Source organism: Acidovorax sp. ST3, from assembly GCF_003231145.1.
Lineage (GTDB): Bacteria > Pseudomonadota > Gammaproteobacteria > Burkholderiales > Burkholderiaceae_C > Acidovorax.
In genome coordinates, this window is the sequence record NZ_QKVP01000006.1 from 16,143 (window position 1) to 40,432 (window position 24,290).

Below are 24,290 nucleotides of genomic sequence, written 5' to 3' on the forward strand. Positions count from 1 at the left end.
CGGGCAACAACACGCGCAGCGGGTAGCTGCGGGTGTTGTTGCGGGCTTGGATCAGCCGGTGGCTTTGTTGTTGTCGTCGTATCGATCAGTCGGAAAAATGCGGGCTCACTTGCTCACGGTGATCCACTTGAACGGCATGTAGTTGTCGGCCATCTGCACGAGCTTGACCTTCTTGCTCACGCCCCAGGCCAGCGCCTGCTGGTGCAGCGGCAGGTGGCCCACATCGGCGGTGTGCACTTCAAAGGCTTCCTTGATCATGGCGTCGCGCTTGGGCTTGTCGGTCTCGACCAGGATCTTCTTGGTCAGCTCGTCCAGCTTGGGGTTGCAGTACGCACCCAGGTTGAACTGGCCCGCGCCAGTCTTGTCGTCGGGGCAGATCATCAGCGCATTGAGGGCGTTGTGCGAGTCGTACGTGGTGGGGGTCCAGCCCAGCATGTAGAAGCTGGTGTCACGACGCAGCACCTTGGGGAAGTACGTGCCTTTGGTTTCCGCAGCAAGGTTGATCTTGACGTTGATGCGCGACAGGTTGGCAGCCACCGTCTGGCAGATACGGCCGTCGTTCACATAACGGTCGTTGGGGCAGTTCATGGTGACTTCAAAACCGTTGGGGTAACCGGCTTCGGCCATGAGCTTCTTGGCGGCTTCGACGTCATAAGGCAAGCGCTTGACGTCGGGCTGGAAGCCATTGATGCCGGGGCCCACCATCAGTGCGGACGGGTTGGAGGCGCCGCGCATCACGGTCTTCTTGATGCCTTCGATGTCGATGGCCTGGTAGAAGGCCTGGCGCACGCGCTTGTCCTTGAAGGGGTTCTTGCCCTTGACGTTGGAGTACAGCAGCTCGTCGCGCTTCTGGTCCATGCCCAGGAAGATGGTGCGCAGCTCGGGGCCGGTGATGGCGCGGGCGTTGGCGCTGTTGTTGATGCGCTCGATGTCCTGCACCGGCACGGGCTCCATCACGTCCACTTCACCCGACAGCAGGGCTGCCACGCGGGTGGCGTCGTTGCCGATGGGCGTGAAGACGACCTCGGTCGCGTTGCCTTCGATCTTGTCCCAGTAGGCGCCGTTGCGCACAAACACCGTGCGCACGTTGGGTTGGCGCTCACGCAGGCGGTAGGGGCCCGTGCCGTTGGCGCGGAACGATGCGGCGTTTTCGATGCCCTTGCGGCGGTCTACCGGGGTGGTGGCCTGGTTGGTCTCACACCACTTCTTGCTCATCATGTAGGACGTGGTGATCACGTCTGGCAGGATGGGCTGGGGAGCGACGGTATCGATCTCGACTGTGTGGTCGTCGATCTTGCGCACCTGCTTGATGTCGCTGTTGGTGGCCTTCATGTCCGAGCCATCGCCCTTCATGCGGGCAAAGCTGAACACCACGTCGTCGGCCGTGAACGGCGTGCCGTCATGGAACTGCACACCCTTGCGCAGTTCGAAGCGCCACACGGTCGGGGCAATCTGCTTCCAGCTGGTGGCCAGCGCGGGCGCCAGGCTCAGGTCCTTGTTGCGGCCCACCAGGGGTTCGTACACGTTGCTGGTCACGCTCAGCTGCAGGGATTCGTTGAGCGAATGGGGGTCCATCGACAGTGCATCGCCCTGGTTGGCGATGCGCACGGTCTGGGCCTGGGCTACCACGCTCGCCGCAGCCAGCGCAGCGAAGAGAGCGGTCACAGCGAGTTTTTTCTGGAATTTCATGGAAATCTCCTGGTAGTGAAAGGGTGGAATGGAAGGGTACGAAGACTTCCGGTGGGTGAAAAGCGTGTTTGCGCGAAGGGGCGGTGCAAGCAATGAAGCCTGGGCATCCGGTCAGACTGCCGGCAGGGGCATGGCCTGCTCAATCAGGCTTGCGTGCAGAGCAGCGCCCAACGGCAGGATGTCGTCGTTGAAGTCGTAGCGGCTGTTGTGCAGCGCACTGCCGCTTGCGCCCGTGCCCTGGCCAATGCGCAGGTAAGCGCCGGGCTTGTTCTGCAGCATGAAAGAGAAGTCCTCGGCACCCATGCTGGGCTCCAGGTCGCGCACCACGTGGTCGGCACCCAGCAGGGATTCGGCCACGTCGCCCGCGAAGATGGCTTCGCTTTCGCTGTTGATGGTGGCGGGGTAGATGCGCTCGTAGTGAACGGTGGCCGTGGCACCAAAGCCCAGCGCAATGGCGCTGCACAGCTCCTTGAGCCGCTTTTCCACCATCTCCTGCACTTGCGGGTCGAAGGTGCGCACGGTACCCACCAGCGTGGCCGTACCGGGCAGCACGCTGAAGGCCCCCAGGTCGCCTGCCTGCATCGCGCACAGGCTCACCACCGCGCTGTCGATGGGCCGGACGTTGCGCGACACGATGCTCTGCGCAGCGGTGATGATGTGCGCCGCGACCAGCACCACGTCCACCGTCTGGTAAGCGTGCGCGCCGTGGCCGCCTCGCCCGGTGATTTCAACGGTGAAGCGGTCGGCAGCGGCCATCATGGGCCCGGCGTTGATGCCGACGGTGCCGGGCTTCATCGCAGGCCAGTTGTGCATGGCAAAAATGGACTGCACCGGGAAGCGGTCAAACAACCCGTCTTCCATCATCACGCGGGCACCGGCAAAGCCTTCTTCGCCTGGCTGGAACACCAGCACGGCGGTGCCGTCGAAGTTACGCGTTTCCGCGAGGTAGCGCGCGGCGCCAATCAACATGGCGGTGTGGCCGTCGTGGCCGCAACCGTGCATGAGGCCCTGCTTGCAGGACTTCCAGGCAAAGTCGTTGTGTTCGGTCAGCGGCAGGGCATCCATGTCGGCGCGCAGGCCCACCATGCTTCCGCTGGCCGTGCTGCGCCCCCGAATGACGCCCACCACACCGGTCCGCCCGATGCCGTCGTGGATCTCATCCACACCGCAGAGCTTCAGCGCTTCCTTGACGCGTTTGCTGGTGTAAACCTCTTCAAAACCCAGCTCGGGATGGGCGTGCAGGTCACGCCGCAGTGCCGTCAACTCGGGGTGGTATTGCGCGATGTGCGCGAAGGCGCGACCACCCGCTTTCAAACGAGGGCCTTGCATCAGTGGCCTCCTGCCTTGCCCACGCGCAGGCGGGGATCGACAGCGAAGTACAGCAGGTCGACCACCAGGTTGATGACCACGAAGATCAGCGCGATCAGGCACAGGTAAGCGGCCATGACGGGGATGTCGGCGAACGTGACGGCCTGAATGAACAGCAGGCCCATGCCTGGCCACTGGAACACGGTCTCCGTGATGATGGCGAAAGCGATCAGGCCACCCAGTTGCAGACCGGTGATCGTCAGCACAGGCACCAGCGTGTTCTTGAGGGCGTGGCCAAAGTGAATGGCCCGGTTGGACAGGCCGCGCGCCCGGGCGAACTTGATGTAGTCGGTGCGCAGCACCTCCAGCATTTCAGCCCGCACCAGACGCATGATCAGCGTGAGCTGGAAGATGGCCAGTGTGATCGCAGGCAGGGTGATGTGATGCCAACCCTTGGCCTTCAGCAAGCCGGTGCTCCACCAGCCCAGCTGCACCACTTCGCCACGGCCGAAGCTGGGGAACCAACCCAGGTGCACCGCAAACACCAGGATCAGCAAGATGCCGATCAGGAAGGTGGGGAGGGACACGCCCAGCAGCGACAGGGTCATGAACAGCTGGCTGGTGAAAGTGCCGCGCTTGAGAGCGGCATACACGCCCATCGGCACACCGATCACCAGCGCGAGAAGGGCCGCTACGAGGGCTAGCTCCAGCGTGGCCGGGAAGCGCTCGGCAATCAGGCGCGATACCTTGGCGCCCTGGCGCAGGCTCAGGCCAAACTCGCCCTGCGCCGCATTCACCAGAAAGTGCCAAAACTGCACGAAAAAGGATTTGTCCAGGCCGAGGGCGCTGCGCAGCTCGCGAATCTGCTCAGGGGTGGCATCCTGGCCCAGCAGGAACACCACGGGATCTCCCACGTACTGGAACAGCATGAAGGAGATGAAGGCCACCGTGACCATGACAATCACAGCCTGTATCAGGCGGCGCAATATAAAGGCAAGCATCAGAGAGTCGAGTGAGTGTTCGATGGAAGTGCCACCGCCACTTTTGGTGGCCGAGGCACTGCGGGTCAATACATCGTCAGATATACCAAAGAAAGCAAGGGCCGCACGGCCCTTGCTTTCAGTCAGTCAAGAATAAATCAGTTCACCTTGACGGTGCGCATGTCCACGCGGTTATCGGCACGGTGCACCAGTTCGATGTTCTTCTTCATGGCCCATGGGATCACCTGGTCATGCAGAGGAATGTGGGACACGGTGTCGTTGGACAGTTGCAGCGCCTCGGTCAGCATGCGGGCGCGCACAGGCGCATCGGTTTCTGCCTTGATGCGGTCCACCAGGTAGTCCATGCGCTGGTTGCTGTAGCGACCCACGTTGTAATTGCCGTCGCCGCCTTGACCCACGGTGCGCACCAGCGATTGCAGGCTATATAGCGCGTCGAAAGTCGGCACGCCCCAGCCCAGCATGTAGATGCTGGCTTCGTAGCGCTGGATCATCGGGAAGTAGTTGACCAGCGGCAGCGTGCGCAGCTTGGCCTTCACACCCACGCGCGCCCACATCGCTGTAACGGCCTGGCAGATGGCTTCGTCGTTGATGTAGCGGTTGTTAGGACAGGCGAAGTCCACTTCAAAACCATCGGGGTAACCCGCCTCGGCCAGCAGCTTCTTGGACGCATCCACGCTGTACGGGAAGCGCTTGCCCACGGTCTCGGTGTAGCCGGCCACTTGTGGCGCCACGATGGTGCCGGTGGGCTTGCCCAGGCCGCGCATGATGTTGCGCGAGATGGTTTCGGCATCAATCGCCTGATAGAGCGCCTTGCGCACCCGCACGTCCTTGAGCGGGTTCTTGCCCTTGATGTTCGAGCCCGGGAGTTCTTCGCGGAACTGGTCCATGCCCAGGAAGATCGTGCGGTTCTCCACGCCGTCAATCACCTTCAGGTCAGGGCTGGCGCGCAGGCGGCCCAGATCTTGGGGGGACGGGTCGAGCACCAGATCCACTTCACCCGACAGCAGCGCGGCAATGCGCGTGGCTGCAGACTTGATGGGCGTGTAGACGATCTCGGTCACATTACCGTCCATCTTGCCCCACCAGTTGGGGTTGCGCTTGAACACCATCTTCACATCAGGCTGCCATGACTCGAGGGTGTAAGGCCCTGTCCCCATGGCATTGCGGTGGGCAAAGTTCTCGTCGGTTCCTTTGATGTCTTTGGGCTCTACCGACTTGTTCTTTTCGGCCCATGCCTTGCTCATGATGCGCAACTCGGTCATCTGACGCAGCAGCACCGGGTTGGGCGAAGACAGGATCACATCAAAGTTCTGGGCATCCACCTTCACCACTTTGCTGATGCCCTGCACGTAGGGGGTGAAATTGGACGTTTTGGCCATGGCTCGCTGGATGGAGTACACCGCATCGTCGGTGGTCAGCGGCGAACCATCATGGAACTTGACACCCTGGCGCAGCGTGAAACGCACCTGCGTAGGGCTGATCTCCTTCCAGGCTGTTGCCAGCACGGGTTCCACATCAAACGTCTTGCTGTTGTAGTAAACCAAGCTTTCATACACGTTGGCATGAAGGCCGTTTTGCAGCGCATTGTTCTGGGAGTGAATGTCCCAGGTCGCGATTTCCCCCTGACTGGCCCATTTGAAGGACTTGGCTTGCAGTGATGGCGCAAACAGCAGCGCGGCGGCCGCAGCCACCGCCAAAAGACTGTGGTTGAGTTTCATGGAACCCTCTTGATTAAAAGTTTTACTATGCAGTAAAGGTTGCTCTATAGCCAACGGGAAATCCCTGAATCCCCGGTGCTATGAAGGGCCTATAACTGCGCTGACAGCGCGTCCGTCATGCAAGGTTGGTGCCAGCTAAAACTTTCTTTTTATCTTGTCCGTGCGGGCTCACGCCTCCGGGCACGGCCGCGACATTACTTCACCACTCAGCAACCCAGGGGCAGAGTGCCCTGTGGCCTTGCCACCCACCAGGCCTTATCGCCACCTCGACGGAAGCACTCCACAGAGGGAAATCAGTTGCCCCACAAAACCTACAGGTCTGCATGGCAGTCACTGTTCTGCAAGCAAACCACGAGACAGCTTTGGACTACTCGAATCGATACACAGGGAGTCGCACGCGACGAACCGACTCACGAAAGCAATTCGAGAAATGAAAAAAGCCGCCCGAAGGCGGCTTTTAAGCTTTTGTATCAACAACTGGCCAAAGCCAGCTGACGATATTAGAAGCTGTGACGGATACCGAAGTCGTAGCCGTTGGAGTTGCTGTTCACACCAGTCACAGCGCCGTTCAGAGCTTGTGCAGCGCCGTTCTTGTTGGTCAGGTGAGCGTACGTTGCGTACAGAGCCGTGCGCTTGGACAGGTTGTGCACGTAGCCCAGAGCCAGCTTGTTCGTACGGGGATCAGCACCAACGGTGTCGATCTTGTAGGTGGAGTAAGCCAGACGAACTTCGCCAGCGCCCACGGGGATCAGACCACCAATCAGGAAGCCCTTACCGTCGTTACCGCCGCTGATCTTGTCTTGGTTGTAGTGAGCCATGATCTTAGCCATGCCCAGGTCGTATTGACCGCCCAGGTTCACAGCCTTGATGTTGCCCGTCAGGAACTTGGTTTCGGAGAAAGCGATAGCGGCGTTGATGGGGCCGTTAGCGTAACCAGCGCGCAGTGCCAGGCCGTTGCCGTCCTTCTTGTTGGCAGCGTTGCTGTTGTTCTCACCCATGTAGTACTGGGCTTGGCCGTAGAAACCACCCAGGTTGCCAGGCAGGAAGTAGCCGATGGAGTTCGAAGCGCGGATGGTGGTAGGGCCGCCCAGGCTGGAGTTCAGGGTTTGGGTGGTGCCCACGCCGTTCGTGCCGAACGGATCGAACACGGTCAGGTTCCAGAATTGGGGGGTGTAGTCACGGCCCAGACGCACTTCACCGAAGCCGCCGTTCAGGCTAACCGTCGAACGACGGTTGAAAGTCAGGCCGCCGCCAGTGCTGGTAGCTGCTTGGTTGTTGGTGTTGGTAACGCCGCCGGTGCCGTTGTCGTTGTTCAGACCAGCTTCGAGCCAGAACGAAGCGGACATGCCGCCACCCAGGTCTTCAACGCCGCGGAAACCCAGACGGCTGCTGTTGTAGCCGGAGTTCGTCAGTTGCGACTTGTTAGAGACGCTGCCGGAACCGTAAGCGTAGGTTGCGTCAACCACGCCGAACAGGGTCACGGAAGATTGAGCCATTGCAGCGCCGGAAGCAGCCAGCACAGCCAGGGCAATCAGGGATTTTTTCATTGCGAGTTACTCCAAGGTTAAACATCGGGCTCCGGTACGGGGGGTCTATGGTGAAAGCACCTGCACAGTCCCGCCGGTTTCCCGGGCCAACCTCCTGGTGGGGAAGTTGCTCTTATTGCACCAGACCCGGACCGGTTTCGCAAAGGAATTCACCCACAATCGCCCCGAAAGGGGAAATTCGTTGCAGTGTTGCAACATTTCAGTGCGCACGGGCAAAATCACGATTGCTGCATGCAACTCCTGTGCCTTGCCTTGTGGTTTTTTGTATCCAAGTGCAATTTGTGTTTCGACACCATTGCCACTCGAAAGCTTTCCATGGACGCTTTTTTGACTGCCGCAGACAACGCGCTGCGCACACTGTTCGCCCAACCCCGCGCTTGCGAACAGACACCAGCCCACGGTGTGCCCGAGGCGTCGCTCGATCCCGCACAGAAAAAGCTGGCCGGGGCCCTGATGCGGGTGAATCATGTGGGAGAAGTGTGCGCCCAGGCGCTCTACAGTGCGCAGGCGGCTGTCACCCGCGACCCCGCCCTGCGGGGCCACCTGCAGGCAGCGGCGCGCGAAGAAACCGACCACCTGGCCTGGACACAACAGCGCCTGGACGCGCTGGGTGCCCGCCCCAGCTTGCTCAACCCCCTGTGGTTCGCAGGGGCTTTTGCGCTCGGACTGGTGGCCGCCAAGGTCAGTGACCGGGCCAACCTGGGGTTTGTGGTGGAAACAGAAACCCAGGTGGCAGCGCATCTGCAAAGCCACCTCGACCGGCTTCCCGAGCAGGATCAGGCCTCAAGGGCCGTGGTCGCCCGGATGAAGCAGGACGAGGAGCGGCACGCAGACCAGGCCCGCGCCGCCGGCGCCCTGGAATTGCCCGCCCCGGTGCGCCTGGCCATGAAAGGCGCCGCCAAGGTCATGACCACCACGGCGCACTATCTTTGAACCCCCAGTTGGTTCACGCGGGCAGCAGGTGCACCAAAAACATACGCACAACTACCCGCTCAGTCTGGCAATCCAGACCATCCCACGACTTCGTCAGGCCTCCAGCACCTCGTAGCCGGTGGTGATGTCGGCCGTCTTGCCCAGCATGATGCTGGCCGAACAGTACTTGTCATGGCTCATGGCAATCGCGCGCTCCACGGCGGCTGAGGGGATGCCCTTGCCCGTGACGGTGAAGTGCATGTGGATCTTGGTGAACACCTTGGGGTCGGTCTCGGCGCGTTCCGTCGTCAACTTGACGCTGCAGCCGCGCACGTCATGGCGGCCGCGCTTAAGGATCAGCACCACGTCATAGGCGGTGCAACCGCCCGTGCCTGCCAGCACGGTCTCCATGGGCCGGGGCGCCAGGTTCTGGCCGCCATTGGCGGGGTTGGCGGCATCGGGGGCACCGTCCATGGTCAAAACATGGCCGCTGCCGGTTTCGGCCACAAAACCCATGCCGGAGCGGGTTCCCGCCCCGCCGGTCCAACTGACTGTGCATTCCATTTGTGTTTCTCCTGTGTGACACGTGGTTTTTTTCGCACGGAAAACCGAAACGAAAAGAATTTGATGCGAATTTTGCTGCATCGCAACAAGACTCGCGCTAAACTTCGCCCATGCGCTGCCGCTTTCGAACAGAAAGGAACCGGCAGGCGGCAAGAAGCCCGGAATCCGGCACTTGCCTCGCACCGATTGTCTCCTCCATCTCCTCAAAGGATGGATTAGCCCCAGGCCTCACGGCCCGGGGCTTTTTTTTGCCCGCTCGCCCTGCGCCGCAACAGGCCGCCCGCCCAGAGGCCTCGGCCCCTGCCCAGGGCGACGCCCTATGATGTGGGCCCCCGCCCGCCGCCCTGCGCCGGTGGGGCTCTCCTCCTGCACCTGCCATGACCCAGCACCTCACCCCCGCCGACTACCTCAAGAAAATCCTGACTGCCCGCGTGTACGACGTGGCGGTGGAGTCGGCGCTGGAGCCCGCCAAGAACCTCAGCCGCCGTCTGCACAACAAGGTGCTCCTCAAGCGCGAGGACCAGCAACCCGTGTTCAGCTTCAAGCTGCGGGGCGCCTACAACAAGATGGCGCACCTCACGCCCGAGCAACTGCAGCGCGGCGTGATCTGCGCCTCGGCTGGCAACCATGCCCAGGGCGTGGCCATGAGCGCCCACCGGCTGGGCACGCGCGCCGTGATCGTGATGCCCACCACCACGCCGCAGCTCAAGATTGATGCCGTGAAGACGCTCGGCGGCGAGGTCGTGCTGTTTGGCGAGAGCTATTCCGACGCCTACGGCCATTCCGTCCAGCTGGAGAAAGAACAGGGCCTGACCTTCGTGCACCCGTTCGACGACCCGGACGTGATCGCGGGCCAGGGCACCATCGCCATGGAGATCCTGCGCCAGTTGCAAAGCCTGGGCAGCAACCAGCTTGACGCCGTGTTCGTGGCCATCGGCGGCGGCGGGCTCATATCCGGCGTGGCCAACTACATCAAGGCCGTGCGGCCCGAGATCAAGGTGATCGGCGTGCAGATGAACGACTCGGACGCCATGATCCAGTCGGTGCAGGCCCACAAGCGCGTGACGCTGGCCGATGTGGGCCTGTTCTCCGACGGCACCGCCGTGAAGCTGGTGGGCGAGGAAACCTTCCGCGTGGCGCAGGGCCTGGTGGATGACTACATCACCGTCGATACCGACGCCGTCTGCGCCGCCATCAAGGACATCTTTGTGGACACGCGCAGCATCGTCGAGCCCGCTGGCGCGCTGGCAGTGGCGGCCATCAAACAATATGTCGCCAAGAACAAGACCAAGGGCGAGACCTACGCCGCCATCCTTTGCGGCGCCAACATGAACTTCGACCGGCTGCGCTTTGTGGCCGAGCGCGCCGAGGTGGGCGAGGAGCGCGAGGCGCTGCTCGCCGTCACCATCCCCGAAGAACGCGGCAGCTTCCGCCGCTTCTGCGAGGTGGTGGGCGGACTGCCCGGCGGCCCGCGCAACGTGACCGAGTTCAACTACCGCATCAGCGACGCCGCCCGGGCCCATGTGTTTGTAGGCCTGACCACCAACGGCAAGGGCGAATCGGAAAAGATCGCCAAGAACTTCAACCGCCACGGCTTCGAGGCGCTGGACCTGACGCACGACGAACTGGCCAAGGAACACCTGCGCCACCTGGTGGGCGGACACTCGGCCCTGGCCCAGGACGAGCGCCTGATGCGCTTCACCTTCCCCGAGCGGCCCGGCGCGCTGCTCAAATTTTTGAGCCTGATGCAGCCAACCTGGAACATCAGCCTGTTCCACTACCGCAACCAGGGCGCGGACTATGGTCGCATCCTCGTGGGCATGCAGGTGCCGCCCGAAGACAAGGCCGCCTTCGACGCCTTCCTGGCCACACTGGGCTACCCCTATGTGGAAGAAACACTGAATCCGGCCTACCGGCTGTTCCTGCGCTCCAAATAATGCAAAAAATGACTGCAAGCGCTTGTTGAGCATGCCTTGGCAGCTATCAAAACAGAAGCATCAAGCCCCTACGGCACACCATGCAAGCCCTGCGCCACTACCTACTGGCCGTGCAGTTCTTCACCCGCATCCCCGTCACCGGGCGGCTGGCGAACTGGGTGGGCTACAGCCCGGCCATGCTGCGGGCCAGCGCGGCGCACTTTCCGGGTATTGGCTGGCTGGCGGCGTTGCTGTCTGCGGCCGTGTATGCCGCGCTGCACTGGGCGATGGCGCCCAACCCGCTGGCCCCGGCCGTGGCAGCGGTGTTCTGCACCATCGCCACGGTGCTGATGACGGGCGGTTTCCATGAAGACGGCCTGGCCGATGTGGCCGATGGCCTGGGCGGCAGCTACGACCGCGAACGCGCGCTGGACATCATGAAGGACTCGCGCATCGGCGCCTTCGGGGCCATGGCGCTGGTGCTGGCGCTGTTGGCCAAGCTCAGCCTGCTGACGCTGCTGGGGGCACACAGCCTGCTGGCGGCGCTGGCGGCGCTGGTGGGCGCGCATGTGCTGTCGCGCTTTTGGCCCCTGCTCATCGTGCGCAGCCTGCCGCATGTGGGCGACACGGCGCGCTCCAAAAGCAAGCCGCTGGCCGATCAGATCTCCGGCCAGGCACTGGTTGCGGCGCTTTTATGGTGTTTTCCGCCCCTGGTGCTAGTGGGATATACCCAATCAGCTCTCTTTTTGGTAGCATCCATCGCTCTCAGCGCGCTCTGCGCGGCCTGGATGGCGCGCTGGTTCGCCCGACGGCTGCAAGGCTTCACCGGCGACTGCCTGGGCGCCACGCAGCAGGTGAGCGAGATCGGGTTCTACCTGGGCGCTGCCATCGCACTGCGATGGCTATGACGCCCCCTCCCGCCGCCGCCAAAAACCGCCTGTGGCTGGTGCGCCATGCGGCCCCGCTGGTTGCCCCAGGCACCTGCTACGGCGCTTTGGACGTGCCGGCCGACGCGCAGGACACCCGCGCAGCAGCAGAGCGCCTGGCAACAGCCCTGCCCGCTGGAGCCCTCGTGGTTTATTCCACGCTACAAAGATGTGAGCTGCTAGCGCATGAATTACAAGCGCTCAGACCCGATTTGACCCTTACCCCCGACGCCCGGCTGCGCGAGATGGACTTCGGCCGCTGGGAAGGGCAAACCTGGGAGGCCATCGGCAAAAGTGCCATCGACACCTGGGTGGCCGGGTTCGCCACCCACGCACCCGGCGGGGGCGAAAGCCTGGCCCACATGCTGCACCGCGTGGCGGCCGCCCTGCAGACCGCCCGCGAATGGCGCAATGATCAGGGGACGATGGATGTGGTGTGGATCACCCACGCCGGGGTGGCACGCTGCGTGGCCTGGTTGCTGGAGCGTGGCGAAAGCGCCCTGCCCCGCTCGGAGGACTGGCCGGCTGCGGCGCCGGGCTGGGGGGAATGGGAAATCAGGGAGCTGGCCTGACGCCACGTGCGGCAGGCCAACAAAAAGAACGTCAGTTTTTCAGCGGCATGTCCAGCGTCACCGTGGCAGGCCCGCCCATGCTGGCCCCCAGTTGCGCCTGGCGGGGGCCCAGGGCCTGCAGCACCAGCCCCTCATCCACAGCAGCGCCAACACGGAAGGGCTTGGCGGGCTTGCCGTCCACGGCAATCAGTGCCGCCCCGCCCCCGCTGCTGCGCCCCGACAGCACGCCGATCAGCGTGAACCGGCTTGCGGTAGGCGCCACCGGTGCTGCCACGCCAGGGGCGGCAGGTGCCGCACCCAGCAAACGCGCCAGCGCCTGCGCATCCATGGCCACCGGGGCAGGCGCCACGGCCGGCGCGGTGGATGCGGACGAAGGCGCCGACAGACGCAGCCCCCAATAGACCACGCTGGCGCCGGCTGCTGCCCAGAGCACCAGAGTCCCCAGGCGGACGCCCCATTTGCTGTACGTATTGGTCACCATGCGGAGATTATGATTCAGGCGATTCGACCATCCGAGAGACCGCCAGCAGTGAACACTTCTTTCTCCCTCCTCGTGCGCTCCGCCCCGCGCCGCGTTGCCAAGTCCGTGGCCCGTGGTTTCACCCTCATCGAACTGATGGTGGTGCTGGTGATCATCGGCGTGCTGGCCGCGCTGATCGTGCCCAATGTGCTCGAACGTGCCGACGATGCCCGCGTGACGGCCGCCCGCACCGACATCACCAACATCATGCAGGCGCTCAAGCTCTACCGCCTGGACAACCAGCGCTACCCCACGGCCGAACAGGGCCTGCAAGCCCTGGTCATCAAGCCCACTGCGGGCCCCGTGCCGGGCAACTGGAAGCTGTACCTCGAAAAGCTGCCCAACGACCCCTGGGGCCGCCCCTATCAATACCTCAACCCCGGCATCAAGGGCGAGATCGACGTGATGTCGTTCGGCGCCGATGGCCAGTCGGGCGGCGAAGGCAAGGACGCCGATATTGGCAGCTGGCAGTGACCGCTCATTGCCAAGGTGCCCCAGCCCCATGAAACGGGCACGCGCCCAGCGAGGGACGCCATGGAACTGGCTTTGCCAGGCCACTGGCGTCTTCTTCGGAAGAAGCCGTGCAGCAGCTCAGAGGGGCTTCACCCTCCTGGAGTTGCTGGTCGTCATCAGCATCATGGCGCTGGCCACGGCGGGCGTGGGGCTGGCGATGCGCGATGGCGGGCAGACGCAGCTGGAGCGGGAGGCCGCGCGGCTGGCGGCGCTGCTCGAATCCGCACGCGCCCAATCGCGCGCCGGGGGCATCCCGGTGCGCTGGCGTGCGCTGCCGGGGGGGTTCCGTTTTGAAGGGCTGCCGCGCAGCGCACAGGCCGCTCTGCCCAACCAGTGGCTGGACCCCGGCACCGTGGTGCGCGGACCGGCGGTGCTGCAACTCGGGCCCGAGCCGCTGATCGGCCCGCAGCAGGTGCTGATCACCCACCAGTCCTCCCCCGACCGTACCCTGCGCATTGCCACCGACGGTGTGCGCCCGTTTTCCGTGGATGCAGTGCAGTGAGGACGCGCCGCCCCCCTGTCAGCCACCAGGGCTTCACGCTGGTGGAAGTGCTGGTGGCGCTGGCCATCGTGGCCATTGCCCTCATGGCGGGGCTGCAGGCCACGACGGCACTCACGCGCAACGCCCTGCGGCAGTCTGACATCGTGCTCGCACAGCTGTGCGCAGAGAACGAACTGGTCAAGGCCCGCCTCTCGCGCCAGATGCCCAGCGTGGGGGACAGCAGCCTGACCTGCGAGCAGGCCGGGCGCCAGCTGCAGGTGGTGACCATCGTGCGACCCACGCCCAACCCGAGTTTTCGGCGCATCGATGCGCAGGTGCTGGATGGGGACAACTCCATCCTGCGCCTCTCCACCATCATTGGAAGGTATTGATGCCCCCCCTGAGTCGCTTCGCGCCTTCCCCCCGTGAGGGGGACGCACCCGGTGGCCTGGCAGAGCCAGTTCCATGGGTGCGCTGGCCTCGCGTCGCGCCAGTTTTGAAGGTCCCGCGCGGCTTCACGCTCATCGAACTGCTGGTCGCCATCAGCGTGATGGCGTTGATTGCCATCCTGAGCTGGCGCGGGCTCGATGGCATGGTGCGGGCGCAGGAGTCCACGCGCCAGCGGGCGGACGAGATGCTGGTGCTGCAGGCCGCGCTGGGGCAGTGGGGTACGGACCTGGACGCCCTGGTGTCCATCGCCAACACCACGCCGCTGGACTGGGATGGCCAGGTACTGCGCCTCACCCGCCGCAGCAGCGCCGTGCCCGACGAGGGTGCGCTGGTGGTGGCCTGGACCCGCCGCAACAACAACCAGGGCGTGGGCCAGTGGCTGCGCTGGCAGTCGCCGCCCGTGCGCACCCGTGCCGACTGGCGGCAGGCCTGGGAGCAGGCCGCCCAGTGGGCGCGCACGCCGGGCGACGCCGAGCGGCGCTACGAGGTGACGCTGCTGCCGCTCGACAACTGGCAGATCTTTTACTACCGGGGCGGCGCATGGTCCAACCCCCAGTCGAGCACGGGCACCCCGACGGGCGACAGCACCTCGTCCATCCCGGACGGCATCCGCCTGCAGATCACCCTGCCCCCGGGCCAGGCGCTGACGGGCCAGCTCACGCGCGACTGGGTCAACCCCGTGCTGGGTGGAGGCAGATCGTGAGTACCCCCCTGAGCGGCTGCGCCGCTTCCCCCCAGGGGGACGCCACCCGTGGCCTGGCAAAGCCAGCTCCACGGAGGCACTCGCTGTGGCAGCACCCATTGCACAGGCACAGGGCTCGCGGTGCGGCGCTGCTCGCCGCCATGCTCACCGTCACGCTGGTCGCCACCTTTGCGGCCGCCGCGATGTGGCAGCAGTGGCGCGCGGTGGAGGTCGAGACGGCCGAGCGTAGCCGCGTGCAGTCCGCGTGGATCTTGATCGGTGCGCTCGACTGGTCGCGGCTGATCCTGCGCGAGGATGGGCGCTCCGGCGGAGCCGACCACCTGGCCGAGCCCTGGGCCATTCCCTTGCAGGAGGCCCGCCTGTCCACCTTTCTCGCGGCCGACAAGAACGTGACGCAGGTAGACGACGCCAGCACCGACACCACCGAGGCCTTCCTCTCGGGCCAGATCACCGACCTGCAGGGCCGCCTGAACATCACCAACCTCGCAGAAGGCGGGCAGGTACAGGCCGTGGCGCTGCGGCAGTTCACCCGGCTGTTCGAGCGCCTGGGCCTGCCCGGCCAGCAGCTGAGCACCCTCATCGACGGCCTGCGCCGCGCACAGGCAGGTGCAGGCACAGACAGCGGCTCCGCCCCCCTGCTGCCACCCAGCGTGACCCAGCTGGGGTGGCTGGGCCTGACCCCGGCCACGGTGGCGGCGCTCGCCCCCCATGTGACGCTGCTGCCCGTGCGCACTCCGGTCAACCTGAACACCGCCGACATCAACGTGCTCATGGCCGCCATCGACGGGCTGGACAGCGCCACGGCCCAGAAGATCGTGCAGACCCGCGAAGCGCGGCATTTCCGCACCCTCAGCGACGTGCGCGACCTGGTGGGTGCCAGCATCGACATCAACGAAAGCGCCCATGCCGTGGCTTCGTCGTACTTTGAAGTGCGGGGCCGCCTGCGCCTGGGCGATGCGATGGTGGACGAGCGCTCTTTGGTCCGCAAACAGGGCATCGACGTGACCACGCTGTGGCGCGAGCGCGGGGCCTTCGACCGGGAAACCACGCAAACCCTGCCAGGGGTGCAGCGTTGAGAACCTGTTCTGAGGCGCAACAACCCTCAACGCCGCACCACCCACACCGCCGCCGTGTCACGCCCGCCCCCTAAAATGGCCCGCAAAACCCGCCCATGAGCACCCTGATCCTTTTCCTGCCGCCGGCACGCCCGGGACCCGCCTCCGAGTACGCCTACACGCTCACGGCAGACGGCCATTCCGCCCTCCAGCACGCCACCGCACCCGCTGCCCTGCTGCCCGAGCCCACCCGCCCCGGCGGCGAGGTCGTGGCTGTGGTGCCCGCACGGGCGCTGTCGTGGCAACGCGTGACCATTCCGGCCGGGGTGCCGCTGGGTGCCGGCCAGCAAACGCCCCGGCTGCGCTCCGTGCTTGAAGGCCTGCTCGAAGACCGCGTGCTGGACGATGCCAGCCAACTGCACTTTGCGCTGCAGCCCGGCGCACAAAGCCGCGCGCAGGCTGGCGAGCCGGTGTGGGTGGCCGTGTGCGACCGCGCCTGGCTGCGCGAACACCTGCAGGCTCTGGAGGCCGCAGGCCGCCGCGTGGCCCGCGTGGTGCCCGAATTTGCGCCCGGCCCCACGGCCAGCGGCCAGCCCGAGCTGTGTGCCCTGGGCACGCCCGAAGAGGCCTACGTGGTGCTCGCCGGCCACGGCGCCGAACAGGGCGTGGCGGTGCTGCCGCTGACGCCCATGGCCCTGACGCTGGCGCGTACCGGTTTGCCGGCCGCCGACGCTGGCGACGACCAGGTCCTCATGGTCCGCGCCGAGCCCGCGGTGGCTGCGCTGGCCGAACGCACCCTGGGCCAGCAAGGCCAACGCATTGCCCTGCACACCACCAGCCAGCGTGCACTCGACGCCGCCCGTGGCAACTGGGACCTGGCGCAGTTCGACCTCTCCAGCACCAGCAGCACCCGCGCGCTGCGCAAGGTGGGTAGCGCGCTGAGCGCGGCGCTGTACGCGCCGCAGTGGCGTGCCGCCCGCTGGGGCGCTGGCGTGCTGGTGTTGGCACACCTGGTGGGGCTGAACGCCTGGGCCTGGCAAGAACGGCAGGCACTGACCGCCAAGCAGGCCAGCGTGCGCAATACCCTGACCCAGACCTTCCCCAAGGTGCAGGTGGTCGTCGATGCGCCAGTGCAGATGGAACGCGAACTCGCCCAGCTGCGGCAGGCCGCCGGTAGCGTGTCGCCGCGCGACCTGGAGCCCCTGCTGGCAGCAGCCGGTGCGGCGCTGCCCGATGGCCGCCTGCCCAGCAGCATCGAATACACGCCCGGCGAGCTGCGCCTGCGTGGCGTGACCCTGGCGCCCGATGAAGAATCTGTGGTGTCTGGCCGCCTGCAAGCCGCCGGCTACCGCGCCCGCATGGACGATGGCAGCCTGTTGCTGCGCACCGAGGTGAGCCCATGACCCAACCCTCCGCCCTCCAGGACCGCTGGAAAGCCCTGGCGCCCCGCGAGCAGAACCTGGTGCTGGCCGCCAGCACGGTGGTGGCGCTGGCCCTGCTGTGGTGGGTGGCTGTCGCCCCCGCACTCGGCACCCTGCGCGCCGCGCCCGCGCGGCACGCCGCGCTCGATGCTCAACTGCAGCGCATGCAAAGCCTGCAGGCCGAGGCCCAGCAGCTGCAGGCCACACCCACCACCAGCCCCGGCGATGCCGTGGGCGCGCTGCGCACCGCCCTCACGCAGCGCCTGGGCAACACGGCCCAACTCAACGTGGCGGGCGACCGGGCCACGGTCACGCTCAAAGGCGCATCGGCCGACGCGCTGGCCCAGTGGCTGGCCCAGGCCCGTAGCAACGCCCGCGCCACACCGCTCGAAGCGCGGCTGACCCGCAGTGCTGCTCCTGCTGCTGCGGCGCCGACTGGCAATGCGCCCGTCACCCTGGGCAGCACGCCCGTGGCCATGCCCCGCTGGGATGGCACCGTGGTGCTGGCCCTGCCCGCCGCACCCGCCCGCTGACCCGCCGCTCCGTCACCGCCCTGAACGACACCCTCCCCACCGTGGCCCGCAACCTCCGTCCGACACGCCCTGCCCCCCGCTCCGCCCCCCGCACAGCGTGGGGCTGGGCATGGGCCGGCGTGCTGGCCGGCGTGCTGCCCGCCGTGGTGGCCTTTGCGCCCGCGCACTGGCTGGCCGGCGGCGTGGCCCGTGCCACCCAAGGGCAGGTGCTGTTGCTGCAGCCACGCGGCACGGTGTGGACCGGATCGGCCCAGCTGGTGCTGACCGGCGGCCAGGCCAGCAAAGACAGCGCCGCCCTGCCCGGCCGGGTGGACTGGCAGCTGCGCCCCACCTGGGGCGGCCTGCGCGCCCGGCTGCAAGCGGGCTGCTGCACGGCGGAGCCCCTGCAGGCCCAGGTGCACCTGAGATGGGCCGGCCCGCAAATCACCCTGGCCGACGGCCAGAGCCAGTGGCCCGCCGCGTTGCTGGCGGGCCTGGGCACCCCCTGGAACACGCTGCAGCCGCAGGGCCAGCTGGCGCTGCAGACCCGCGCACTGGCCGTGCAATGGGCCGCTGGCCGCATGGTGCTGTCGGGCCAGGCCCAGCTGGATGCGCGGGCCATGTCCTCACGCCTGTCCACCCTGCGCCCCATGGGCAGCTACCGGCTGGTGCTGCAGGGCGGCGAGGTGCCCACGCTCGCCCTCAGCACCATCGACGGGTCCTTGCAACTGAGTGGCAGCGGCCAGTGGGTGGGCAACCGCCTGCGCTTTGCGGGTGAGGCCAGTGCCGCCCCCGAGCGGGAGGCCGCACTGTCCAATCTTCTGAACATCATCGGACGGCGCAATGGCGCGCGCTCCATCATCACCGTGGGTTGAATCTATGACTTTCCTGTTTGCTCCACGCCTGCGCTTTACTGTCAAAACAATAGCTGCCAGCGCAATACTTACCTGCGCTAGCGGCCAAATTGGCGCCCAAACGGCGGTGGACACCCGCACCGGCAGCGTGCGCCCCAGCGAACCCGTCACGCTCAACTTTGCCAATGCCGAGATCGAGGCCGTGGCCCGCACCATGGCCACCATCACCGGCCGCAACGTGGTGGTGGACCCGCGCGTGAAAGGCCAGCTCAACCTGGTGACCGAGCGCGCGGTGACACCCGCAGCAGCGTTCCAGCAGTTCCTGGCCGCGCTGCGGCTGCAGGGCTTCACGGTGGTGGAGGCAGCCGGCCTGTACAAGGTGGTGCCCGAGGCCGACGCCAAGCTGCAGGGCGGCAGCGTGAGCGTGGTGCAGGGCAACGCGGGCAGCGCGCCCGGCGGCGGGCAGATCGTCACACAGATCTTCAAGCTCAACTTCGAGAACGCGGCCAATCTGGTGCCGGTGCTGCGCCCGCTCATCAGCCCCAACAACACCATCAACGTGAACCCCGGCAACAACTCGCTGGTGATCACCGACTACGCCGACAACCTGCAGCGCCTGGCGCGCATCGTGGCGGCCATGGATGTGTCCAACGCCAGCGATGTGGAGGTGATTCCGCTCAAGAACGCGATTGCCAGCGACCTGGCACCGCTGGTGTCGCGCCTGATCGATGGCGGCAGCGCCAACGGGGGCGCCGCCGCTGCGGCCGCGCCCGGCCAGGCCGACACATCGTTCAAGACCACCCTGATTGCCGAGCCGCGCAGCAACTCGCTGATCCTGCGCGCCGCCAACCCGGCCCGCGTGGCCCAGGTGCGCGCCCTGGTGGCCCAGCTGGACCAGGCGCCTGCGCCCGGCAGCAGCGCCGCCAGCGGCAACATCCATGTGGTCTACCTCAAGAACGCCGACGCCACCAAGCTGGCCACCACCCTGCGCGCCGCCATGGCTGCCATGGGCGGCGGCAATGCCGGCGCAGCCAGCGGCGGGGGCGGCGCCAGCGCGCCCGCACCCAGCACGGGGCTGAGCACCGGCGGCATGCTGTCCACCAACGGCAGCTCGTCCGGCAGCAGCAGCAGCAGCACCGGCGGCCTGGGCTCCAGCGCAAGCGCCATGGGCACCAGCAGTACCAACAACAACCAGCCCTCCACTGGCGGGCAAATCCAGGCCGACCCCACCACCAACTCGCTCATCATCACGGCGCCCGAGCCGCTGTACCGCCAGCTGCGCGACGTGATCGACAAGCTCGACGGCCGCCGCGCGCAGGTGCTGGTCGAGAGCCTGATCGTCGAGGTCTCCGCCAACAAGGTGGCCGAGTTCGGCATCCAGTGGCAGGGCGTTCTGGGCAAGAACGGTGATGGCACCGTGGGCGTGATCGGTACCAACTCCGGCCAGGCGGGCGCCAACATCCTGGGAGTCACGGCCGCGCTGGCCTCGGGCTCCACCACCTCCATCGCATCGGCTGCCAGCTCGCTGGGCAAGGGGCTGAACCTGGCGCTCGCGCCACGCGTCAACGGCCAGTACTACCTGGGCGCGCTGGCGAACTTTCTGCAGAACAGCGGCGACGCCAATGTGCTCTCCACCCCCAACCTGATGACGCTGGACAACGAAGAGGCGCGCATCATCATCGGCAACAACGTGCCCTTCGTGACCGGCTCGTACGCCAACAGCACGGGCAGCAGCACGGTGAACCCGTTCACCACGGTGGAGCGCAAAGACGTGGGCCTGATGCTGAAGGTGCGTCCGCAGATCAGCGAGAACGGCACCGTGAAGATGGCTATCTACCAGGAGGTCTCCAAGATCGACACCGCCACGCTGAGCAACGCCAACGGCCCCACCACCAGCAAGCGCTCCATCGAGTCGAACGTGGTGGTGGACGACGGCAACATCATCGTGATCGGCGGCCTGCTGGAAGACAGCTACTCGCAAGGCCAGGACAAGGTGCCGGTGATGGGCGACATCCCGGTGCTGGGCAACTTGTTCCGCAGCGAGAACCGCACCCGCAACAAGACCAACCTGATGGTGTTCCTGCGCCCCATTGTGGTGCGGGACAACGCCACCAGCGACGCGTTGATGATGGACCGCTACGAGGCCATCCGCGCGCTGCAGCAGAACACGCAGCCCGCGCCCAGCGTGGTGATGAAGTCGGTGTCCGGCGCGCCCATCCTGCCCGCGCTGCCACAGCGCGCAGAGCCCGGCGCAGCCACCGTGCCTGCGCAGCCGCTGGCCCCGCTGCCCGCAGAGACTTCGCCACGCTGAAGAAGAGAAGAGCCGCCACCCATGCGCCACCCCCTGCCCTACGCCTTTGCCCGCACCGCCCAACTGCTGCTGGAGGACGACGGCCACCAGCTGGTGCTGTGGCACGGCCCCAGCCCCGACGCGGGCGCGCTGTCCGAAGTGCTGCGCAAGCACCCCGTGCAGCAGCTGCTGCCGCTCGATGCCCCGGCCCTGGCCCAGCGCATCAGCGCGGCCTATTCGCACAGCGAATCGAGCGCTGCCACCGTGGTGAGCGAGGTCGAGAGCGACGCCGACCTCTCGCGCATGATGCAGGAGCTGCCGGCCGTCGAAGACTTGCTGGAGTCGGCCGGCGACGCGCCCATCATCCGCATGCTCAACGCCCTGCTCACGCAGGCCGCGCGCGACGGCGCGAGCGACATCCACATCGAGCCCTACGAGCGCCACAGCAGCGTGCGCTTTCGGGTGGACGGCACGCTGCGCGAAGTGGTGCAGCCCAACCGCGCGCTGCACGCGGCCCTGATCTCGCGCCTGAAGATCATGGCCGACCTGGACATCAGCGAAAAACGCCTGCCCCAGGACGGCCGCATCAGCCTGCGCCTGGGCACCCGAGCCATCGACGTGCGCGTTTCCACCCTGCCCAGCGCCCATGGCGAACGCGCGGTGCTGCGCCTGCTGGACAAGAGCGAAAGCAAGCTGAGCCTGGAAGCCGTGGGCATGCAGGGCGACACCCTGCACCGCTTCGAGGGCCTGATCGGCCAGCCGCACGGCATCATCCTGGTCACCGGCCCCACGGGCTCGGGCAAGACCACCACGCTGTACGCGGCGCTGGGCCGGCTCGACGCCACGCGCAACAACATCATGACGGTGGAAGACCCCATCGAGTACGAGCTGCCCGGCGTGGGGCAAACCCAGGTCAACAGCAAGATCGAGCTGACCTTTGCCAAGGCCCTGCGCGCCATCCTGCGGCAGGACCCGGACATCATCATGATCGGCGAAATCCGCGACTTTGAGACCGCGCAGATCGCCATCCAGGCGTCGCTCACCGGCCACCTGGTGCTGGCCACGCTGCACACCAACGATGCGGCCAGCGCCGTGACGCGCCTGACGGACATGGGCGTGGAGCCGTTCCTGTTGTCGTCGTCATTGCTCGGTGTTCTGGCCCAGCGCCTGGTGCGCAAGTTCTGCAGCCACTGCCACGGCGCGGGCTGCGAGCACTGCGGCCAGACCGGCTACACCGGCCGCACAGGCGTGTTCGAGCTGCTGGTGACCACGGACGCGATCCGCGCGCAAATCCACGCCCAGGCGTCAGAGGCCGACATCCGCGCCGCCGCCATGGCCGATGGCATGGCACTGATGCGCGAAGACGGCGAACGCCTGATTGCCGCCGGCATCACCAGCCGCGAAGAAGTGCTGCGGGTGACGCGGGACTGATTTGCTATACATCTGATAGCTGCTAGCACATGAAGCACTAGCGCTATCAGCCAAAAACACCTGAAATTACCGGATCTGCAACGCAGGTCGGCGCGCCACCTGGGCGACGGCGGGTGCTGCGGCAACGGGGGTGTTGAACGTGGCCGAGGGCGATGCGCCATCCTGCAGCTTGAACTGGCTGACCGCGCTGTTGAGGTGGTGGGCCTGCTCGCGCAGCGACTCGGACGCTGCGGTGGACTCCTCCACCAACGCCGCGTTCTGCTGCGTCATCTGGTCCAGCTGAGTGACCGACTGGCTGATCTGGCCGATGTTGTCGCTCTGCTCGGCCGACGAGGCGGTGATCTCCGCAATGATGTCGGACACACGCCGCACGCTGCTCACGATCTCCGTCATGGTCTGGCCGGCCTGGCTCACCAGACGCGAGCCGTCTTCCACCCGCTCCACCGACGAACCGATCAGGCCCTTGATCTCCTTGGCCGCTTCGGCGCTGCGCTGCGCGAGGTTGCGCACCTCGCTGGCCACCACTGCAAAGCCGCGGCCTTGCTCACCGGCACGGGCAGCTTCCACGGCGGCGTTGAGCGCCAGGATGTTGGTCTGGAACGCAATCGAATCGATCACGCCCGTGATGTCGGCAATCTTGCGCGAGCTGGTGGTGATCTGGTCCATGGTGGTCACCACCTGCGACACCACGGCGCCGCCGCGTGCGGCCACCTCGGCAGCGGTCGACGCGAAGTCGCTGGCCTGGCGCGAGGCCTGGGCGCTTTGCTGCACGGTGCTGGTCAGCACTTCCATCGACGAGGCCGTCTCTTCCAGGTTGGCCGCCGTCTGCTCGGTGCGGTGGCTCAGATCGTGGTTGCCGCTGGCGATCTCGGAGCTGGCGGTGGAGATGTTGCCCGCCGCGTCCTGCACCTGGCGCACCAGGTCACGCAACGAGTCCTGCATGCGGCCCATGGCGCCCACCAGCTGGCCCACTTCGTCCTGGTTCATGGCCGCCACATCGCGCGACAGGTCGCCGCTGGCAATGCGTTCGGCCAGCTCCTGCGCCTGTCCGAGGGATTTGGTGATGGAGCGCACGCTGAAGAACGTGAGCGGAATCAGAACCGCCAGCGCCAGCACCAGGCCTACACCGATCAGCGCGGCCATGGTGGAGGTGCGTGATTCGACGCCCGCACGGGCCTCGTCCATCTGCGCACGGGCCGAGTCCGCGAGGCTGGAGAACAGCTTGTCGGTGGCCTCCATGTGGACCTTCAGGCGATCGGCGTAGGCGCCGCCACCCGCGCCGTCCAGCTGCGCGCCTTCGATCTTCTCGAAGATGGGCGAAATGCCGGTTTCGTACTGCTTGATCTCGTCCAGCGATTTGTCGATGGAGGCCACAAAATCGGCATCGCCCGACTGCACCTGGCGCACATCGGCCAGGCGCTTGCGCAGGGAGGTCAGGGTCTTGGCCCAGGACTCGCGCAGGGCAGAGACCTCGACCGAGTTGTTGAAGTTGATGATGATGTCTTTTTCGGTCCGGCGCAGGTCACCCAGGGTGGTGCGCAGCTCGGACATGTCGGTCAGCGTCTGCACGCGCTCTGAAAACAGCACCTGCAGGGTGCCGCGCGTGCGGTCCAGGGCCACATAGCCCATGGCACCGATGACGACCAGAAGGATCAGGGAAAAGACGGTTCCGAAGTAGAGACGCGTGCGGATGGAGAAGCGGCCGAGAGCATTCATGGCTCTTCCTTACATTTTTTAACAGATAGTCCAGCATAGCAAATTTGGTGCCACGCACACACCCTACCTTCTGGGCCGGGAGTGGGCGCGACTATATGCCGGGCAGGGCCGCCTGCCGCACAGGGTAAGCACGGCCCCCATAAGCTCTTTCAGGGAAACCTCGGGGCCAGTAGCTGTGCTTATTGCCCCGT

At 65.9% G+C, this 24,290-nt stretch carries 22 protein-coding genes; 14 read left to right on the forward strand and 8 right to left on the reverse strand.

The annotated features are described in order from the left end of the window. Positions 1-105 precede the first annotated feature (105 nt). The 5 genes from DNK89_RS18870 to DNK89_RS18890 form a co-directional block, all read right to left on the reverse strand. Entirely contained in the window at positions 106-1,689 is a 1,584-nt protein-coding gene (locus DNK89_RS18870) for an ABC transporter substrate-binding protein (protein WP_060986070.1), read from the reverse strand. A 111-nt stretch (positions 1,690-1,800) separates the two neighbouring features. After that, positions 1,801-3,018, reverse strand: coding sequence for a M20 aminoacylase family protein (locus DNK89_RS18875; protein ID WP_060986071.1), 1,218 nt, complete (start codon positions 3,016-3,018; stop codon positions 1,801-1,803). Then, on the reverse strand, positions 3,018-3,998 hold the full coding sequence (locus DNK89_RS18880; RefSeq protein ID WP_015012584.1) for an ABC transporter permease: 981 nt from the start codon (positions 3,996-3,998) through the stop codon (positions 3,018-3,020). Before DNK89_RS18880 ends, DNK89_RS18875 begins: the two co-directional genes overlap by 1 nt. A gap of 137 nt (positions 3,999-4,135) precedes the next feature. After that, entirely contained in the window at positions 4,136-5,716 is a 1,581-nt protein-coding gene (locus tag DNK89_RS18885; protein WP_110961363.1) for an ABC transporter substrate-binding protein, read from the reverse strand. 500 nt (positions 5,717-6,216) lie between these two features. Next, positions 6,217-7,263, reverse strand: a complete 1,047-nt coding sequence (locus DNK89_RS18890) for a porin (protein ID WP_110961364.1) — start codon at positions 7,261-7,263, stop codon at positions 6,217-6,219. Between the two features lie 315 nt (positions 7,264-7,578). Between DNK89_RS18890 and coq7 the strand changes: the two genes are divergently transcribed. Then, complete coding sequence (gene coq7 / locus DNK89_RS18895; protein ID WP_110961365.1) at positions 7,579-8,196, forward strand: 2-polyprenyl-3-methyl-6-methoxy-1,4-benzoquinone monooxygenase; 618 nt, start codon at positions 7,579-7,581, stop codon at positions 8,194-8,196. Positions 8,197-8,289: 93 nt separating this feature from the next. On the opposite strand, the gene DNK89_RS18900 is transcribed toward coq7, so the two are convergent. Next, positions 8,290-8,739 carry an OsmC family protein gene (locus DNK89_RS18900; RefSeq protein WP_110961366.1) on the reverse strand — a complete coding sequence of 150 codons (450 nt, stop codon included), beginning with the start codon at positions 8,737-8,739 and terminating at the stop codon, positions 8,290-8,292. Between the two features lie 377 nt (positions 8,740-9,116). Here DNK89_RS18900 and ilvA point away from each other — a divergent pair, with 377 nt between their 5' ends. The 3 genes from ilvA (at position 9,117) to DNK89_RS18915 (ending at position 12,153) form a co-directional block, all read left to right on the forward strand. After that, positions 9,117-10,676 carry a threonine ammonia-lyase, biosynthetic gene (gene ilvA, locus DNK89_RS18905; RefSeq protein WP_060984500.1) on the forward strand — a complete coding sequence of 520 codons (1,560 nt, stop codon included), beginning with the start codon at positions 9,117-9,119 and terminating at the stop codon, positions 10,674-10,676. Positions 10,677-10,756: 80 nt separating this feature from the next. Further along, the gene (gene cobS, locus DNK89_RS18910) at positions 10,757-11,563 is read left to right on the forward strand and encodes an adenosylcobinamide-GDP ribazoletransferase (protein WP_110961367.1); all 807 of its coding nucleotides are present in this window, start codon (positions 10,757-10,759) and stop codon (positions 11,561-11,563) included. Continuing rightward, positions 11,560-12,153, forward strand: a complete 594-nt coding sequence (locus DNK89_RS18915) for a histidine phosphatase family protein (RefSeq protein WP_110961368.1) — start codon at positions 11,560-11,562, stop codon at positions 12,151-12,153. Before cobS ends, DNK89_RS18915 begins: the two co-directional genes overlap by 4 nt. 31 nt (positions 12,154-12,184) lie before the next feature. Here the strand turns inward: DNK89_RS18915 and DNK89_RS18920 are convergent, their stop codons facing one another. Next, positions 12,185-12,634 carry a type II secretion system protein N gene (locus tag DNK89_RS18920; protein WP_056646703.1) on the reverse strand — a complete coding sequence of 150 codons (450 nt, stop codon included), beginning with the start codon at positions 12,632-12,634 and terminating at the stop codon, positions 12,185-12,187. A 48-nt stretch (positions 12,635-12,682) separates the two neighbouring features. Between DNK89_RS18920 and gspG the strand changes: the two genes are divergently transcribed. The 10 genes from gspG (at position 12,683) to DNK89_RS18970 (ending at position 22,383) form a co-directional block, all read left to right on the forward strand. Further along, positions 12,683-13,147 carry a type II secretion system major pseudopilin GspG gene (gene gspG / locus DNK89_RS18925; protein WP_043565124.1) on the forward strand — a complete coding sequence of 155 codons (465 nt, stop codon included), beginning with the start codon at positions 12,683-12,685 and terminating at the stop codon, positions 13,145-13,147. 142 nt (positions 13,148-13,289) lie between these two features. Next, positions 13,290-13,688 carry a hypothetical protein gene (locus DNK89_RS18930; RefSeq protein WP_015012574.1) on the forward strand — a complete coding sequence of 133 codons (399 nt, stop codon included), beginning with the start codon at positions 13,290-13,292 and terminating at the stop codon, positions 13,686-13,688. Then, positions 13,685-14,059 (forward strand): type II secretion system minor pseudopilin GspI, encoded by a 375-nt coding sequence (gspI, locus tag DNK89_RS18935; protein ID WP_110961370.1) that lies wholly within the window; start codon positions 13,685-13,687, stop codon positions 14,057-14,059. The genes DNK89_RS18930 and gspI overlap by 4 nt, the downstream gene beginning before the upstream one ends. 104 nt (positions 14,060-14,163) lie before the next feature. Next, positions 14,164-14,820 carry a type II secretion system protein J gene (locus DNK89_RS18940; RefSeq protein ID WP_110961371.1) on the forward strand — a complete coding sequence of 219 codons (657 nt, stop codon included), beginning with the start codon at positions 14,164-14,166 and terminating at the stop codon, positions 14,818-14,820. A 98-nt stretch (positions 14,821-14,918) separates the two neighbouring features. Continuing rightward, a complete protein-coding gene (gene gspK / locus DNK89_RS18945; RefSeq protein ID WP_161958965.1) occupies positions 14,919-15,896 on the forward strand; it encodes a type II secretion system minor pseudopilin GspK in 978 nt (325 codons plus the stop codon). Positions 15,897-15,991: 95 nt separating this feature from the next. Next, complete coding sequence (gene gspL / locus DNK89_RS18950) at positions 15,992-17,278, forward strand: type II secretion system protein GspL (protein ID WP_110961373.1); 1,287 nt, start codon at positions 15,992-15,994, stop codon at positions 17,276-17,278. After that, positions 17,275-17,829: a type II secretion system protein GspM gene (gspM, locus tag DNK89_RS18955; protein WP_110961374.1), complete on the forward strand. Its 555-nt coding sequence runs from the start codon at positions 17,275-17,277 to the stop codon at positions 17,827-17,829. The genes gspL and gspM overlap by 4 nt, the downstream gene beginning before the upstream one ends. Before the next feature lie 41 nt (positions 17,830-17,870). Continuing rightward, complete coding sequence (gspN, locus tag DNK89_RS18960) at positions 17,871-18,683, forward strand: type II secretion system protein N (protein WP_110961375.1); 813 nt, start codon at positions 17,871-17,873, stop codon at positions 18,681-18,683. Between the two features lie 4 nt (positions 18,684-18,687). Beyond that, positions 18,688-20,973, forward strand: a complete 2,286-nt coding sequence (gspD, locus tag DNK89_RS18965; protein WP_110961376.1) for a type II secretion system secretin GspD — start codon at positions 18,688-18,690, stop codon at positions 20,971-20,973. Positions 20,974-20,994: 21 nt separating this feature from the next. Further along, on the forward strand, positions 20,995-22,383 hold the full coding sequence (locus tag DNK89_RS18970; RefSeq protein ID WP_110961377.1) for a GspE/PulE family protein: 1,389 nt from the start codon (positions 20,995-20,997) through the stop codon (positions 22,381-22,383). Positions 22,384-22,449: 66 nt separating this feature from the next. Here the strand turns inward: DNK89_RS18970 and DNK89_RS18975 are convergent, their stop codons facing one another. Further along, entirely contained in the window at positions 22,450-24,099 is a 1,650-nt protein-coding gene (locus tag DNK89_RS18975; protein ID WP_110961378.1) for a methyl-accepting chemotaxis protein, read from the reverse strand. Between the last annotated feature and the right edge of the window lie 191 nt (positions 24,100-24,290).

Bases quoted from the DNA above. Each gene is read 5' to 3' on its own strand.
- DNK89_RS18870 (WP_060986070.1), bottom strand. From the start codon at position 1,689: ATGAAATTCCAGAAAAAACTCGCTGTGACCGCTCTCTTCGCTGCGCTG.
- DNK89_RS18875 (WP_060986071.1), bottom strand. From the start codon at position 3,018: ATGCAAGGCCCTCGTTTGAAAGCGGGTGGTCGCGCCTTCGCGCACATC.
- DNK89_RS18880 (WP_015012584.1), bottom strand. From the start codon at position 3,998: ATGCTTGCCTTTATATTGCGCCGCCTGATACAGGCTGTGATTGTCATG.
- DNK89_RS18885 (WP_110961363.1), bottom strand. From the start codon at position 5,716: ATGAAACTCAACCACAGTCTTTTGGCGGTGGCTGCGGCCGCCGCGCTG.
- DNK89_RS18890 (WP_110961364.1), bottom strand. From the start codon at position 7,263: ATGAAAAAATCCCTGATTGCCCTGGCTGTGCTGGCTGCTTCCGGCGCT.
- coq7 (WP_110961365.1), top strand. From the start codon at position 7,579: ATGGACGCTTTTTTGACTGCCGCAGACAACGCGCTGCGCACACTGTTC.
- DNK89_RS18900 (WP_110961366.1), bottom strand. From the start codon at position 8,739: ATGGAATGCACAGTCAGTTGGACCGGCGGGGCGGGAACCCGCTCCGGC.
- ilvA (WP_060984500.1), top strand. From the start codon at position 9,117: ATGACCCAGCACCTCACCCCCGCCGACTACCTCAAGAAAATCCTGACT.
- cobS (WP_110961367.1), top strand. From the start codon at position 10,757: ATGCAAGCCCTGCGCCACTACCTACTGGCCGTGCAGTTCTTCACCCGC.
- DNK89_RS18915 (WP_110961368.1), top strand. From the start codon at position 11,560: ATGACGCCCCCTCCCGCCGCCGCCAAAAACCGCCTGTGGCTGGTGCGC.
- DNK89_RS18920 (WP_056646703.1), bottom strand. From the start codon at position 12,634: ATGGTGACCAATACGTACAGCAAATGGGGCGTCCGCCTGGGGACTCTG.
- gspL (WP_110961373.1), top strand. From the start codon at position 15,992: ATGAGCACCCTGATCCTTTTCCTGCCGCCGGCACGCCCGGGACCCGCC.
- gspM (WP_110961374.1), top strand. From the start codon at position 17,275: ATGACCCAACCCTCCGCCCTCCAGGACCGCTGGAAAGCCCTGGCGCCC.
- gspD (WP_110961376.1), top strand. From the start codon at position 18,688: ATGACTTTCCTGTTTGCTCCACGCCTGCGCTTTACTGTCAAAACAATA.
- DNK89_RS18970 (WP_110961377.1), top strand. From the start codon at position 20,995: ATGCGCCACCCCCTGCCCTACGCCTTTGCCCGCACCGCCCAACTGCTG.
- DNK89_RS18975 (WP_110961378.1), bottom strand. From the start codon at position 24,099: ATGAATGCTCTCGGCCGCTTCTCCATCCGCACGCGTCTCTACTTCGGA.